Source organism: Natrinema sp. LJW11, from assembly GCF_056135975.1.
The window spans coordinates 48,512-62,372 of the sequence record NZ_JBWBDM010000005.1 but is presented as its reverse complement, the minus strand read 5'-3'; the positions used below and the strand labels follow the sequence as shown (position 1 = coordinate 62,372).

Annotated in this window: 13 protein-coding genes; 7 read left to right on the top strand and 6 right to left on the bottom strand. The window is 64.5% G+C overall.

Annotated elements, in window-relative coordinates; translation table 11 throughout:
• The first annotated feature begins 30 nt into the window (after positions 1-30).
• The 5 genes from AC0QDI_RS14535 to AC0QDI_RS14515 all read left to right on the top strand — a co-directional run bounded on the left by AC0QDI_RS14535 (position 31) and on the right by AC0QDI_RS14515 (position 6,670).
• The gene (locus AC0QDI_RS14535; protein ID WP_474669361.1) at positions 31-1,563 is read left to right on the top strand and encodes an aldehyde dehydrogenase family protein; all 1,533 of its coding nucleotides are present in this window, start codon (positions 31-33) and stop codon (positions 1,561-1,563) included.
• A gap of 182 nt (positions 1,564-1,745) precedes the next feature.
• The gene (locus AC0QDI_RS14530) at positions 1,746-3,992 is read left to right on the top strand and encodes a glycoside hydrolase family 3 N-terminal domain-containing protein (RefSeq protein ID WP_474669359.1); all 2,247 of its coding nucleotides are present in this window, start codon (positions 1,746-1,748) and stop codon (positions 3,990-3,992) included.
• A 158-nt stretch (positions 3,993-4,150) separates the two neighbouring features.
• Positions 4,151-4,489, top strand: coding sequence for a DUF8160 family protein (locus AC0QDI_RS14525; protein ID WP_474669357.1), 339 nt, complete (start codon positions 4,151-4,153; stop codon positions 4,487-4,489).
• A complete protein-coding gene (locus AC0QDI_RS14520) occupies positions 4,486-5,124 on the top strand; it encodes a GNAT family N-acetyltransferase (protein WP_474669355.1) in 639 nt (212 codons plus the stop codon). The genes AC0QDI_RS14525 and AC0QDI_RS14520 overlap by 4 nt, the downstream gene beginning before the upstream one ends.
• Before the next feature lie 310 nt (positions 5,125-5,434).
• On the top strand, positions 5,435-6,670 hold the full coding sequence (locus AC0QDI_RS14515; protein WP_474669353.1) for an FAD-dependent monooxygenase: 1,236 nt from the start codon (positions 5,435-5,437) through the stop codon (positions 6,668-6,670).
• A gap of 133 nt (positions 6,671-6,803) precedes the next feature.
• On the opposite strand, the gene AC0QDI_RS14510 is transcribed toward AC0QDI_RS14515, so the two are convergent.
• The 3 genes from AC0QDI_RS14510 to AC0QDI_RS14500 form a co-directional block, all read right to left on the bottom strand.
• A complete protein-coding gene (locus tag AC0QDI_RS14510) occupies positions 6,804-7,124 on the bottom strand; it encodes a hypothetical protein (protein ID WP_474669351.1) in 321 nt (106 codons plus the stop codon).
• A gap of 257 nt (positions 7,125-7,381) precedes the next feature.
• Positions 7,382-7,567: a hypothetical protein gene (locus AC0QDI_RS14505; RefSeq protein ID WP_474669349.1), complete on the bottom strand. Its 186-nt coding sequence runs from the start codon at positions 7,565-7,567 to the stop codon at positions 7,382-7,384.
• A gap of 105 nt (positions 7,568-7,672) precedes the next feature.
• A complete protein-coding gene (locus AC0QDI_RS14500) occupies positions 7,673-8,752 on the bottom strand; it encodes a cupin domain-containing protein (RefSeq protein WP_474669347.1) in 1,080 nt (359 codons plus the stop codon).
• A gap of 143 nt (positions 8,753-8,895) precedes the next feature.
• Here AC0QDI_RS14500 and AC0QDI_RS14495 point away from each other — a divergent pair, with 143 nt between their 5' ends.
• On the top strand, positions 8,896-9,774 hold the full coding sequence (locus AC0QDI_RS14495; protein WP_474669345.1) for a fumarylacetoacetate hydrolase family protein: 879 nt from the start codon (positions 8,896-8,898) through the stop codon (positions 9,772-9,774).
• Positions 9,775-9,930: 156 nt separating this feature from the next.
• Here AC0QDI_RS14495 and AC0QDI_RS14490 read toward each other — a convergent pair whose 3' ends face one another.
• Positions 9,931-10,635 carry an acetate--CoA ligase family protein gene (locus AC0QDI_RS14490; RefSeq protein WP_474669343.1) on the bottom strand — a complete coding sequence of 235 codons (705 nt, stop codon included), beginning with the start codon at positions 10,633-10,635 and terminating at the stop codon, positions 9,931-9,933.
• A complete protein-coding gene (locus tag AC0QDI_RS14485; protein WP_474669341.1) occupies positions 10,628-12,013 on the bottom strand; it encodes a CoA-binding protein in 1,386 nt (461 codons plus the stop codon). Before AC0QDI_RS14485 ends, AC0QDI_RS14490 begins: the two co-directional genes overlap by 8 nt.
• Before the next feature lie 38 nt (positions 12,014-12,051).
• Between AC0QDI_RS14485 and AC0QDI_RS14480 the strand changes: the two genes are divergently transcribed.
• The gene (locus AC0QDI_RS14480) at positions 12,052-12,228 is read left to right on the top strand and encodes a hypothetical protein (RefSeq protein WP_474669339.1); all 177 of its coding nucleotides are present in this window, start codon (positions 12,052-12,054) and stop codon (positions 12,226-12,228) included.
• A 30-nt stretch (positions 12,229-12,258) separates the two neighbouring features.
• Here AC0QDI_RS14480 and AC0QDI_RS14475 read toward each other — a convergent pair whose 3' ends face one another.
• Positions 12,259-13,806, bottom strand: a complete 1,548-nt coding sequence (locus AC0QDI_RS14475; protein ID WP_474669337.1) for a class I adenylate-forming enzyme family protein — start codon at positions 13,804-13,806, stop codon at positions 12,259-12,261.
• Positions 13,807-13,861: the final 55 nt, after the last annotated feature.

The following is a 13,861-nucleotide window of genomic DNA, read 5'->3' as shown; positions in this document are numbered from 1 at the left end:
ACATAGAAGATAACCATGTTGGGATGGGCCATGAGTATGGATACTAATTCACAAGCAGATGCGAGTAGTGAAACGGTTGAACGACATCGGAGCGCCGCCGAAGACGTGCTTCCCGAACAGCTGACGCACTACATCGGTGGCGAGTGGGTAGAAAGCGACTCGAGCGAGACGATCGAAACGCGCGACCCCGCGACCGGTGAGGGCCTCGCCGAGGTCCCCGCCGGGAACGCGGCGGACGTCGATCGGGCCGTCGAGGCGGCACGGACGGCCTTCGAGACGGAGTGGTCGGACTATTCCCCCGGCGAGCGACAGCGCGTCCTCTCGGAAATGGCGGACGTAGTGGAAGCGAATCACGAAACGCTCGCGACCCTCGAGGTGCTCGACACCGGAAAGACGATCACCGAGGCTATGGGGGACATCGAGATCGTCCTCGACCACCTCCGGTACAACGCCGCGGCGGCGCGGATGGTGACCGGTGAAACGGTTCCGACCGACGATATGTTCGATCGGGAGAAGCAAGTACTGACGATCCGCGAGCCCTACGGCGTCGTGGGCGGGATCGTCCCGTGGAACTTCCCGCTGGCGATCGCGATCTGGAAGCTCGGGCCCGCGCTGGCCGCGGGGAACACGATCGTACTGAAACCGTCCGAAGAGACCCCGCTGTCGATCCTGAAATTCGCCGAACTCGTCGACGACATCGTTCCCGACGGCGTCGTGAACGTCGTCACCGGATACGGGGCCGACGCGGGTGCGCCGCTGTCGGAACACCCCGACGTCCACAAACTCTCGTTCACCGGGTCGACGGAGGTCGGCAAGGAGATCGTTCGAAACTCCATCGATACCGTGACGAAGACAACGCTGGAACTCGGCGGCAAGAGTCCGGTCATCATCTACCCTGACGCGGACATCGAGGAGGCCGTCGAGACCGCGATGATGGCGATCTTCTTCAACAAAGGCGAGTTCTGCGCGGCCGGCTCGCGGATTTTCGTCCACGAAGACATCAAAGACGAGTTCCTCGAGGCCTACGGCGAGGCCGCTTCCGGGCTGACACTCGGCGATCCGCTCCTCGAGGAGACCGATATGGGCCCGAAGGTGTCGCCGGAACAGGTCGAACGAACGAGCAAGTACGTGGAGGCGGCCAAAGAGAGCGGCGCGTCGATCGTCACCGGCGGGGGAACGCCGGAGGACGACGAACTCGAGACGGGGTCGTTCTACGAACCGACGATCATCGACGACATCGACCACGACCACCGATCGGTCCAGGAGGAGATCTTCGGTCCAGTCGTGGAGACGTTCGGCTGGACCGACGAGGACGAAGCGATCGAACTGGCCAACGACACCGACTACGGGCTCGCGTCGGGCGTCGTCACGAACGACATCACGAAGGCGCTCCGGACGGCCCGCCGCCTCGAGGCCGGTGTCGTCTGGGTCAACCACTACAACGACGCCTCGGCCGGACAACCCTTCGGAGGGTACAAGCAGTCGGGTCAGGGCCGCGAGAACGCGATGGAGGCGATCGACGAATATACGCAAACAAAAGCGATCAACATCAATCTCGGCTGAGTGTAGTAGCGATAGCGGATAGTAGACGTACGACGATGGTGGCGACGAGTGGACGTGCTCGTTCGTCGACACCGTTTCTCAGAATCGCCACGCGGTCGTAGACTCGTCGCCCCTCTCACAAGTGCTCGAGTCGGAGCGATAACGACGTACCTTAATTAGGCTCGGTCGCTATATCCGTAGCAATGTCTGAGGGAGCAGAGCGCGTTTACGAGGACCCGACGGCGTCCGTTGAGGATCGGGTGACGGATCTCATCGAACGAATGACGATCGAGGAGAAGATCGGACAAACGGTCGGAATGTACGTCGGTAACTTTTCCGGTAGCTTCACCGGAAAGGATTACGCCGCGACGGTCGACGATGCGATAGCTGCCGTCCGTAGCCGGTTTATCGGTTCGGTGACTCCCTTCGGGGTAGGCATATCCCCTTACAACCACCCGAATATCGTGATCCGAATAAGCAATCGGCTTCAGCGGACTGCCGTCGAAGAGACGCGACTCGGAATTCCGATTCATATCCCCGTCGACGCGGTCCACGGGCACGCTAACGTGATCGATACGACGATATTCCCGCACCATCTCGGATTGGCCGCGACGTGGAACCCCGACCTCGTTCGAGACGTCGCGAGCATCACTGCGAAGGAAATGCGAGCGACCGGAGCGACGCAGACGTGGTCGCCGTCGGCGGGCGTCGCCAGAGATCAACGGTGGGGCCGCATCTACGAGACGTACGGAGAGTCATCGTACCTGGTCGGCCAGTTGGTGGCCGCGGAAATCGAGGGATTGCAGGATACCGCTCGTGAGCCGCACGCACGGGTCGCTGCGACGGTGAAGAACTTTCCCGTGTTCGGATCGCCCGTTCGCGGAGAACATCTCGCGCCGATCGATATCTCTTCGCAGTCGCTGTATCGAACGTTTCTCCCCCCGTTTCGCCGCGCGATAGACGCTAACGTCATGGCGATCGCACCGGCGTACAATTCCGTGAACGGCGAACCGGTCCACGGATCACATCGATACCTCACGGAACTGCTCCGCGACGACCTCAGTTTCGACGGCGTCGTCTGGTCCACTTGGTGGGGCACCGATCTGTTGGAAGAGGGGCATCAGACGGCGGAAACGACCGTCGATGCCGTTCGAACGGCGTGGAACGCGGGAATCGACGTATTCACCGCGGGCGGACCGGAATACGTCGATACGCTCCGGAAGTTGTTCGCCGACGATCAGTTATCGGAAGCAGTGCTCGACCAACCCGTTCGACGAATCCTCGAGACGAAGTTCCGGTTAGGACTGTTCGAAGACCCGTACATCGACCCGGATACTGCGACCGAAACGATCGGAACCGAACCGCACCGTCGCATCGCAGCGAAGGCGGCGCGGCAGTCGATAACGCTGCTCCAGAACGACGACGAACTACTGCCGCTGGACGCGGAGAGCGAAATCTTCGTCACGGGACCGAACGCTCGTACCGTCGATAACTTGTGCGGGGGATGGACGGTCGCAGATCTGGACCTCAAGCGGGGAACGACGGTCGTCGACGGAATCGCCGAAACGGTCGACGACCCGTCGCTGGTAACGTATACAGGGGACTCGTCTATCGATACGTTCACGGACAGCGAAGCGGTGCGCGAAGGGGCGGCTTCCGCCGAGGCCGCGGTCGTCGTACTCGGCGAAAACTGGTACGTCTACGAGTTCGGTCCGGAATCGATCACCGGTCCGACCGGTGAATTCCCGACTCGAACCCGACTGTCCGTTCCCGACGCGCAACGGCGACTCCTCGAGGCCGTCGCGGAAACGGACGTTCCGGTCGTACTCGTCCTCGTTTCGGGTCGCCCGCTCGCGATCCCCGATCTCGTCTCCCACGCTGATGCAGTAGTGATGGCGTACCTTCCCGGTCCCGAGGGCGGGCGAGCGATCGCAGACGTGTTGTTCGGAAGACACAATCCGTCCGGGAGGCTTCCGGTATCGATGCCGAAGTCCGTCGGCGATCTGCCGTGTCTCCACGATCAACTCCCGCAGCCAGTGTTGATAGGAGCGGACGAACACCCCCCTTCCTACGATCCATTGTTCCCGTTCGGTCACGGCGAAAGCTACAGTACGTTCGACTACGACTCGATGGAGATAAACGCAGACGAAGCGAAACGGCAGGGAGACGTCGAGGTCGCCGTCGACGTCAGCAATACGAGTACGCGCACAGGGACCGAGGTCGTACAACTGTTCGTCCGGGACTGCGTGAGTACTTCCGTCACTCCCAGACGCGAATTGAAGGCGTTCTCTCGCGTCACAATTCCGCCACGCGAAACGAAGACCGTTCGGCTCACCGTTGACACGGATACTCTCGCAGTGACCCAGCCCGACGGAACGAAAACGGTCGAAGACGGCGAGTTCACCGCGTATATCGGCGACCTCTCGAAGCGGTTTCTCATTGGCGAATGACTAACCGGACGGAATCATCCAGATACCTATCGAATAGATAACAAAATAATTATACGGATCCGCAGTATTGGTAGTAATACCGACGTATGTGGAGTGTCGTCATACCACGAGTGTGTGCGTCAACTACGGAATAAGAGGGAGTAGAAATGAGAGAGAACGTGAGCGAAGACGCGAACCGGAGCACAACAGAGAGAGAACCGGACGCATGGACGAACAGAGCCGGTGAACGAACCGTGACGCTAGCAGAGATAAACGTCAAAACGGAGTGGGATGGGACGACCATGTACCTCCCGACGAACCTGCGCGAAAACCTCGAGTTGGTGTACCAGGAGCTATCACTCGAGTGTAGACGGGAATACGGCATCGAGATGCAGAAGCTCCGCGACTTCTACCCCTACGTGATCGAACTGGGGCTAGAAGAGTTGTCGAAACGGAACGCCGAAGACGTGCTCTCTGACCAACTGCACCTCGTCGAGGAAAGCGACGAGACGGAGTGACGGAACAACCCGAGATACCGTCCCGTCTCCGCGTCCACGGATCGGAACCAGGGCTTCAACCGCGATACGTACGGTCTTCTCGGCCGCGTTCGACGACCGATTCGGTCGAACACCATGAACGCGTCACGACGACCGAACTCCGTCGTCTCGGACCGGAGGCCGATCCGCCTCGCCGAAGGACGAGTATAGGTTCACAGTCCTGCGTCGATCGCGACCCAACAGGCCGTCCGAAGGCCATTACCGACGGTCGTCGTTCACTCCTCCGGGTAGGGCTCGAGAGCGAAACGACGAGTGGCTGGCAATCCAACTGTCTCGTATGCGACGTCGTCGGCCACGTGGCCGTCGTCCCGGCCGACGCCACCGACCCGGAGTTCGTGATATTCGTCCATCCCGACTTTCAAGACCACGGCATCGGCACGGAACTGCTCGAGCAGGTCGTCGCCTACGCCGACGATCGGAACTACGACGAACTGAACCTCAACGTGTCCCGGGAGCAACGCCGCGCGATCGCCGTCTACGAGAAGGTCGGGTTCGACGTCACCGCCACCAACCAGATGGTCTTGGAGATGCGGTTGCCGCTGGTGGACGAGCGCATCGCTGCCGTTCAGGAACCGCCGGCCACCCGGGACCGCTAACACCGCTGGCCACCCGCTCCCCGATACTACTACCTCGCGCTGTCCGAGCCGATCCCGGATGTCAAGTTCGTTCGCTAATGTGAAACAAAGGGTGCACATCGCCGTTCCGCACCCTCCCGTTTCTGACATTGTCGCGGAAGCGGTGCGATTCGCGCCGGCTTTCGGGCGGAACCGCGCGGGAACACGTGATACTGCACGGGTATCCGACAATCGTAATACCTTCCCATCTTGTACCGGTGTTTGTAATCTCCACGGGCGCATGCGGTGGACACCACAAACACTATGCCACCCTACTTCGTCAGTGCGTACCATGAGTGGTGAAACGACCGACGCGCCGGTACTGATCGCCGGTGCCGGACCAGTCGGCATGACGGCGGCGCTAGCCTTGCACGCACGAGGAGTCGAAACGACGATTCTCGAGGCCGAACCCGAAGACCGGGATCGGTCCGGGAGCCGGGCCATCTACGTCCACGGCTCGACGCTTCGCACGCTCGAGCGAGTCCACCCCGGACTGGGAACCGACCTCGTCGAGGAGGGCCTCGTCTGGCCGACCCGACGGACCCTGTACAAGGGGAAGGAAGTGTTCAACCGGACGTACGACTCGCCGGGCGGGTCGGGCGACATTCCGCACTTCACCAGCGTTCCGCAGGTCGTCACCGAGCAGTACATGCTCGACGCGCTCGAGGAGATCGGCGTCGACATCCACTGGGAAGCCGAAGTCGAGACCGTCGACTCCTCGGCCGACGGCGTCCGCGTCGAGACGAGCGACGGCCGCGAGTGGTCGGCCGAGTATCTGGTCGGCGCCGACGGCGGCGGCTCGACCGTCCGCAAGGAGATCGGCGCCAACTTCGAGGGCGACCAGTCCGAGAACGCCTTCATCATCGCCGACGTCGAGGACGAGGAGATCGAGAACGGCCACGAAGACCTCGAGCGGATGTTCCACTACGACGCGCCCGAAGCCGACGGGCGCAACGTCCTGCTCGTCCCCTTCACCGGCGGCTGGCGCCTCGACATCCAGTGCATCGAGGACGACGACCCCGAGGAACTCAGCAGCGACGAGCAGATGCGGGAGTTCGTCCGCGACGTCATGGGCGAGGAGTACGAGGACAGCCTGAAGTGGGTCTCCTCGTACTACTTCCTCCAGGTGATGGCGGACACGTTCGTCGACGACCACCGCCGCGTGCTTCTGGCCGGCGAGGCCGCCCACCTGCTGGCGCCCTTCGGCGCCCGCGGGATGAACTCCGGCATCGCCGACGCCGACGAGGCCGCCTCGGCCATCGCCGTAGCGCTCGGCGCCCGCACGGACGCCGTCGCGCGAGACGAGGTCGAACTGTACGCAGCCCGACGCGAGAAGGCCGCCGAATACAACCTCGGCGCGGCCGGGCAGGCCCTCGAGTACCTCCAGGGCGACGATCCGGTGACGGTCCTCCGGAAGGAAGTGGCCGCCTCGATGTCCGACAAATTCGAGACCGCCGGCGAGTGGCTCGACGACGCGCCGTACGGTCCCCACGGCGCCCCGCCGATCGTCTCGACCGGGAACTACTGAGCACCGGCCGCCGGCCGAATCGAAGTCGCACTGGTTTTCGCCTTTCTATCCGCTCGAGACCGCAGTCTTGCTTTCGATCTCCGAACGGCCAGTCGGCTGGTCGGGCGCGAGTTGCGGGAAAAGGAGCGCCGGTTCAGGCCAGGTCCAGTCGCTTGGCGACCCAGTGGTCGCGGCCGGCCATCACGAACGCCTGCTCGTGCTCGAACTCGGTTCGCTCGGCGACGAACTCGTCCCACTCGCCGTGGGGGACCGTCTCGAGGTCCGCGGCGGAGGTGGCCTCGCTGGGACTCTCGGCGATCAGTTCGTCGAAGGTCTCGAAATCGGTCCGTTTCGCCACGAACGCGTCGTCGAACACGTCGGTGATCGGAATTTCCTCGCCGTCGTACACGTCGTCGGCGTTCGGGAGGTCGTCTCGCTTTGCTGCAGCGTCTTCGAGATCCGTGTCGAGTACCATACGTCCATTCTGGAGCGCGGTCACGTAAATCCATTCCATTTCCGCCACGTCCGCGTCGCTGAAACGATCTGGATCGGCGAGACCGCGAGCGATCGCTTCGCCGGCAGCGGCCGCGTCCGAATCGACTCGATCGCCGACGGCTACGAGACGACGCGGACCGAGCGGTTCCTCTGACGCCCCGCGATCGAAGGAGCGCAGTCGGGACGCCGGGCTCGGACACCGGAATCGGAAGTCGCGTCTCGTCGTCGATCGGGGAATCAGTCCGCGGGCTGTTCGATGTTGGCGTCGAACACCTGCTGGGACGAGAAGACGCCGCGACAGTCCTCGCAGACCATCTGACCCTGGATCGCGTACTCCCAGAGCTTGCCGCCGCAGTCCAGACAGTCGAAGTGTGCTCGGACGAACGGATCCTCGTCGACGTACGGATTGTCGAACTCGGCCATACGGGTATGCTATGGGCTACGATCTATAAGAGTATTACCCAATCGGGAACCGCTCGGCCGGGCTCGGACGACCTCGAAAACCGAGAAAACGGGACCGTGATCGCGTTACTGGTCGATCGCCGCCTCGGCGTAGAAGTTCATCGACTCGAGGATCGGTCGATCGGTCATGCCCAGCAGGATCGCCTCGTCGTCGGGCTCGTGGTGGTGGGGTTCGTCCGGCGGCACGACGAAGATGTCCCACTGTCCCCACTCGAGGGCCTCGTCACCGACGTGGGTCGCACCCTCGCCCTCGATGACGAAGTAGACCTCGACGGAGTTGTGGAAGTGGGGGTCGGTCGGACCGTCGTTCAGCAGTTGCGCCCGGAAGGACATGGTCGGGAACAGCGGCGGCTCCCCCGTGGCCGGGTTGATGTACGCGAGGCTGTACCCGTCGTGGGGGTCCGGATCGTCGTTGTCCGCCCGCTGGCGCAGCGCCTCGAGCATCTCGTCCCACCCGAAGCGGTACGGCGGCGTCGGCTCCTTGTTGCCCTGGAACGGGCCGGGGATGGAGCCGTCCGAGCCGTCGTCCTCGGGTCGGCCGCGGCCGTACTGGGAGTCCCAGTAGCCCTGCGTCTTCGTGACCGGCTGGCGCTCGAGTTCGTGGTTCTCGAAGACGTGGGTGTTGTTCAGCGTGTCCAGGAACAGCGGCAGGTCGAGGACGTCGAGCCACGCGGCCGTTTCGTCGGAGTCGTTGACGTGGTCGTGCCACTCCCACTGGGGCGTCGTGACGAGGTCGTTGTCCTTCATCGGGAACTCCTCGCCGGCGACGACCGTCTTCATGTCCTCGTGACCGTCGATGGTGAACCGGAGCGCACTGGCGGCGTGCCGGTGAGCGGGAGCGGTCTCGCCGGGCGAGACCGTCTGGATGCCGACGTAGATCGTGTTCGAGATCGCGTTCTGGGCGTTGATCGGGACTGCGACCCGCCGTTGGAAGCCCGGCGGCAAGTCGGCGATCGGGACGTCGTCCTCGATGCCGTCGATCGCGGCCTGGATGTCCTCCCACTTCCAGATGTTCGCTTCCAGGTCGTCGAGGAGGTTCCCCATGTCGTCTTCCACTTCCCAGAGCGGGCGGAGGTCGTTGTCCTCGAGCAGGCCCCGCGTGTCGGAACTCAGCTCCAGGAGGTCCTCTGGATCTTGCTGTGCCATATACGTATATTTGCCCAACAATACCATAAGTGTGTTGGAGGTCCGGGCCCGTCACAAGCGGCCGAAGCCGACGACCGGCCGAATCCGTCGTCGGGCGAGCCGAGAAAGGATGATTTATGTGGACGGCTCGCAGTGGCTCTACCATGCGACTCGTTAGATTCGACGACGATCGGCTCGGACTGCTCACCGACGACGACGGCATCGTCGACGTCACCGACAGACTCGGCCTCGAGACGAACGACCCCCTCAAGGAGTACGCCCGCAAGGACCTCGACGCAAGCGAGTACGAGGGTGAGGACGCCGACTACGACCGCGAGGAAGTCACCATCGAGGCGCCGGTCCGCCGTCCCGGCAAGGTGATCGCGGCGCCACTGAACTACGAGAACCACGTCGAGGAGGCGCTGGCCGACAAGGACATCGTCACCGAGGAGTGGTTCACCATCGAGGACAAGGGCTACTTCCTCAAGGCCCCCTCGAGCGTCGTCGGTCCGGAGGACGGGATCGAACTGCCGTTCAACGACCGACGCGTCGACCACGAGATCGAACTCGGCTTCGTCATGGGCGAGGACATCAAGGACATCGACGCCGACGACGTCTGGGACGCGGTTCTCGGCTACACGATCCTGCTCGACGTCTCGGTTCGCGGTGACCAGGACCGCTCGAACCGGAAGTCCTACGACACGTTCACCGTCATCGGCCCCTGCGTCACGACGGCCGACGAGTTCGAGGACCCCCACGACCTCGAGATGGAACTCCAGCTGAACGGCGAGACCAAGCAGCAACAGAACACGGGCGGCATGATCTACAGCTGCGCCGACATCGTCGAGTACGCCTCGATCGGCGCGACGATCGAGGCCGGCGATGTCATCACTACCGGGACGCCCGAGGGCGTCAGTGCGATCGAGGGCGGCGACACCATCGACGCCGAGATCGAGGACGTCGGGCAGATGACCGTCGAGGTCACCGAGCGCGACGTCGCCTTCGCGGACGTCGACGTCAAGAAGAGTCAGAAGGACGACTGACGACCGAGAGGCGGTTCCGACGCGGCGTATTTTTAGCGGGCGCCTACAGCGACCGACGAGAGCGGTGCGACCTGCGGGAGTGAGGCAACCGACGAGAGCGAGGAGACCGACAAGAGCGAGGAGACCGACAAGAGCGGTGTGGCCGTGCGGACCGCGTCAGTCCTCCAGCGACACCAGTGCGTCGAGCGCGACCGCTCGATCCGACTGCGCCAGCAGCGGATTGACCTCGACCTCGGTGATCTCCTCGCGTGAATCCAGCAGGTCGCCGACGGTGACGATGGCCTCGGCGACCGCCTCACGATCAACTGCCGGCGATCCGCGGTAGCCGTCGAACAGCGGCGACGCCTCGAGGTCGCGGGTCATTTCGACCGCCTCGGCCGTCGAGATCGGCGCGAGCCGGTGGCTCGTATCCTGCAACACTTCGACCGTCACGCCGCCGAGCCCGACGAGGACGGTCGGCCCGAACGACGGATCGCGCGTGCCGCCGACGATCACCTCGAGACCGGCCTCGAGGTCGACGGCCTCCTCGACGAGCACCGCGGCGTCGATGTCGCGTTCCGCCGCGGCCTCGAGAATCTCCGCGGCGGCCGTTCGCACCGCGTCCGCGTCCTCGAGGTTCACGTGGACGCCGATCCCGCCGGCCCACTCGCTCTTGTGCTGGACCGACGGCGCGGCGACCTTGACGACGACGGGGTAGCCCAGCGCGTCGGCCGCCTCGACCGCCGCGTCCGGGGAGCGGACGGTCTCGCCGTCGGGAACCGTCAGCCCCTGCTCGGCGAGGAGCCCCTTGGCTTCGGTCTCGGTCAGCGCCGTCCGGCCGTCCGCGAGCGCCGCTTCGATCGGATCGATCTGCTCAGTCATCCGCGCTCACCCCCTCGTCAGCGGCGAGTTCCGGATCGGCGTTACGCCGGGCGTACTGCACGAGCGCGCCGACGCCGTCGGCCGCGCGTTCCGGCGCTCGGTAGGTCGGGATGCCGAGCTCCTCGAGCGCGGGTAGCTCCTCGTCGAGGATCGCCCGGGGGCCGCCGGTGGCGAAGACGATCGGTTTCCCCACCTCGTCGACGAGACCCTCGAGGGCGTCGGTCGGATAGCCCAGCCCGCCCTCGTACAGTTCGTAGACCAGCACGATGTCGACGTTGTCGTCGCGGGCGACGGCGGCGACGACGTCGCCGAACTCGGGCATGGGGCGAGCGGTGTCGACGGGGTTGTCCGAGAACGTGATCCCGGGGAGGATCTCCTCGACGACGTCCTGGGTCTCCTCGGTGAGCGTCGGCAGCCTCGCCCCCGCGGCCTTCAGCCGGTCCGTGATCGCGATCCCCGGTCCCGCCTGTGCGGTGACGACGCCGACGTTCGGTCCGTCGGGTTCCGGACAGTCGGCCAGCGCCTGGCCGGCGTCCAGCAGTTCGGGCGACGAGCGGACCGTCGGGACCCCGTACTGGGCGAAGCCGGCCTCGTACAGTTCGTACTCGCCGGTGAGCGCGCCGGTGTGGGACTCCGCGAAGTCGCCGACGTCCTGCTCGCCAACGTTGTAGGCCACGACCGGCGTCTCGGACTCGCGGCAGGTCTCGAGGAGGTCCCGTCCCCGATCGGTTCCCTCGACGTGGAGGAGGATCGCGTCGGTCTCCGCGTCGCCGTCGAAGTACTCGATCGCCTCCCGGAAGCCGACGTTGGCCCGGTTCCCAAGGCCGACCATCGCCGAGATCCCGATGCCGGCGTTCTCGGCCTGGAAGGCGACCGCGTAGGCCAGCCCCCCGCTCTGGGCGACGATCGCCAGGTTTCCGGCGGGGATGCTCTCGATGTCCGTCGCGAACGTCGCGTACAGGTCCTTCGAGGGCGCCAGAAACCCACTCGTGTTCGGGCCGAGCAGGGAGACGTCGCCCTCGCCGGCGGCCGCGACGAGGCGCTCCTGTAACTCCTCGCCCTCCGGCCCCGCTTCCGAGAAGCCGCCGGCGAAGATGATCGCGGCGCCGATGCCCGCCTCGCCGCACTCGGCGACGACGTCCGGAACCACCGACGCGGGGACGCACAGCAGCGCCAGATCCACGTCGCCCTCGATCTCGGTCACCGAGGAGACGAACTCCCGGTCGAAGACGGACCCCGAGGCCGACGGGTTGACCGGATACACCGGCCCGCCGAATTCGATCGCGTTGCTCATCGCTTCGTACCCGATTTTCCCCGGCGTATCGGAGGCCCCGACGACCGCGATACCGCTGGGATCGAACAAGTTCGTGACCGACATACCGAAGCTATTGTTCGAACGGGGTGAAAGCGTTTTCCATGGCGAGCGGGAACGGCCGCCACACCGAGCGGTTCCCGCGGGTCGCCATCGAGCGGTCGGTCCGCTACGGTTTGGCGCTGAACTCGAGGAGTCGCTCGAGGCCGCCGGTGTTGATATCGTACACGCCGGGCAGGATCTCGGTGTACATCGGTAGCGCACTATTCCGAGGGATGTGATAACTATACTGTCCGGGCCGACCGGGCCCGCTACTCGGTGAAGAACTCGGTCTGGACCGTCTCCCGCTGGATGGTTCCCGTGTCGGTCCGCGGTAACTTCTCCTCGGTCAGCACGTACTCGCGGGGGCGCTTGAAGTTCGGTAGCTGGTCGTGGTCCTTGCAGAACTCGTCCAGTTCGTCCTCCGTGACGCCGTTCGCGTCGGGACAGACGACGCAGGCCACTCGGTGGCCCCACCGCTCGTCCTCGACGCCGACGACGACGACCTCGTCGACGGCCTCGTGGGTCTCGACGACCTCCTCGACCTCCTCGGGGTAGATGTTCTCGCCACCGCAGACGAACATGTTGTCGACGCGGCCGGTGATGTACAGGTAGCCGTCCTCGTCGACTTCGGCGACGTCGCCCGTGCGGATCCACTCGTCGTCGACGAGCAGCCACTCGGTCTCCTCCGGCCGGTCCATGTAGCCGTCGCAGGTGCCGGACCCGCGGACGATCACTTCGCCGGTCTCGCCGGGATCGACCGTCGCCTCGGGATTCGGATCCTCGTCCGGGTCGGCCGCTTCGACGACGCGGACCTCCGACACGAACGACTCCTTGCCGATCGTCCCCGTGTGTTCGTCCTGGACGGACGGATGCGCGAACGTCAGGTTCGGTCCGCCCTCCGTCAGCCCGTACGTGTTGTAGACGCCCTCGGTCAGGTGCTCGGACGCCTTCTCGACGAGTGCCTCCGTGACGATCGAGCCGCCGGTCCGGATGTACGAGAGTGCATCGACGTCGTAGCCGGCCTCCGCCTGGCGGTCGGCCAGCGCGTACAGCTGGGTCGGGACGGCCAGCAGCCCCGTGGCGTCGTGGTCCGCCGCGAGTTGGAGCGTCTCGTCGGGATCGAAATCAGACTGTACGACCAGCGTCGCGCCGGCCTGCAGGTGGGGCAGGATCCAGGCGTCGCAGGTCACCATATGGTACCACGGCGTCGTCACCAGTGCCGTGTCCGTCTCCTCGATGCCCATCTCCATGACCACCTGCGTGCTACCGTGCCAGAGCTTCTCTTGGTCGAACAGCACCGCTTTCGGCGCGCTCGTCGTCCCGCTGGTGTAGAAGACGCCGTGTTCGTAGTCCGGGTGCGGCTCGACGTCGTCGGTCGACGCGTCAGAGAGCACGACATCGTACGACTCGACGTCCTCGCGGTCGATCGACGCCTCGCCGGCGTGGACGCCGCGTTCGATGTCCGTGCGGTCTAAGACCTCGAGGGCCTTCTCGGCGTTGGCGTCGTCGAAGACGAGGATTTCTGCGTCGGTGGGCTCGAGCATCGCGGCGAGTCCGCCGGGACCGTCGCGGAACGGCAACTGAACGTTCCCGATCCCGCGCTTCTGGCTCGCGATCATGATCTCGATGGCCGTCGAGCCGTTGACTGCTAGCGTCGCCGCTCGACGGTCGCCCGCTCGCTCGTTTAGCGCGTTCGCGAGACGGGTGGTACGGTCGTCGAGCTCTCGGTAGGTCAGCGACCGTCCGTCATCGAAGATGATCGCCGTATCCGACGAGTGCCGTCGGACGGTGCGGTGGAAGGTCTCGATGAAGTTCATGCGGGTTACGTGTGTGACGACCACTACCGAAGGTATTAATGATTATGGAATCCCC

Excerpts from the sequence above, each read along its gene's own strand:
- AC0QDI_RS14535 (WP_474669361.1), top strand. The coding sequence starts at position 31 with ATGAGTATGGATACTAATTCACAAGCAGATGCGAGTAGTGAAACGGTT.
- AC0QDI_RS14530 (WP_474669359.1), top strand. The coding sequence starts at position 1,746 with ATGTCTGAGGGAGCAGAGCGCGTTTACGAGGACCCGACGGCGTCCGTT.
- AC0QDI_RS14515 (WP_474669353.1), top strand. The coding sequence starts at position 5,435 with ATGAGTGGTGAAACGACCGACGCGCCGGTACTGATCGCCGGTGCCGGA.
- AC0QDI_RS14510 (WP_474669351.1), bottom strand. The coding sequence starts at position 7,124 with ATGGTACTCGACACGGATCTCGAAGACGCTGCAGCAAAGCGAGACGAC.
- AC0QDI_RS14505 (WP_474669349.1), bottom strand. The coding sequence starts at position 7,567 with ATGGCCGAGTTCGACAATCCGTACGTCGACGAGGATCCGTTCGTCCGA.
- AC0QDI_RS14500 (WP_474669347.1), bottom strand. The coding sequence starts at position 8,752 with ATGGCACAGCAAGATCCAGAGGACCTCCTGGAGCTGAGTTCCGACACG.
- AC0QDI_RS14495 (WP_474669345.1), top strand. The coding sequence starts at position 8,896 with ATGCGACTCGTTAGATTCGACGACGATCGGCTCGGACTGCTCACCGAC.
- AC0QDI_RS14490 (WP_474669343.1), bottom strand. The coding sequence starts at position 10,635 with ATGACTGAGCAGATCGATCCGATCGAAGCGGCGCTCGCGGACGGCCGG.
- AC0QDI_RS14485 (WP_474669341.1), bottom strand. The coding sequence starts at position 12,013 with ATGTCGGTCACGAACTTGTTCGATCCCAGCGGTATCGCGGTCGTCGGG.
- AC0QDI_RS14480 (WP_474669339.1), top strand. The coding sequence starts at position 12,052 with ATGGCGAGCGGGAACGGCCGCCACACCGAGCGGTTCCCGCGGGTCGCC.
- AC0QDI_RS14475 (WP_474669337.1), bottom strand. The coding sequence starts at position 13,806 with ATGAACTTCATCGAGACCTTCCACCGCACCGTCCGACGGCACTCGTCG.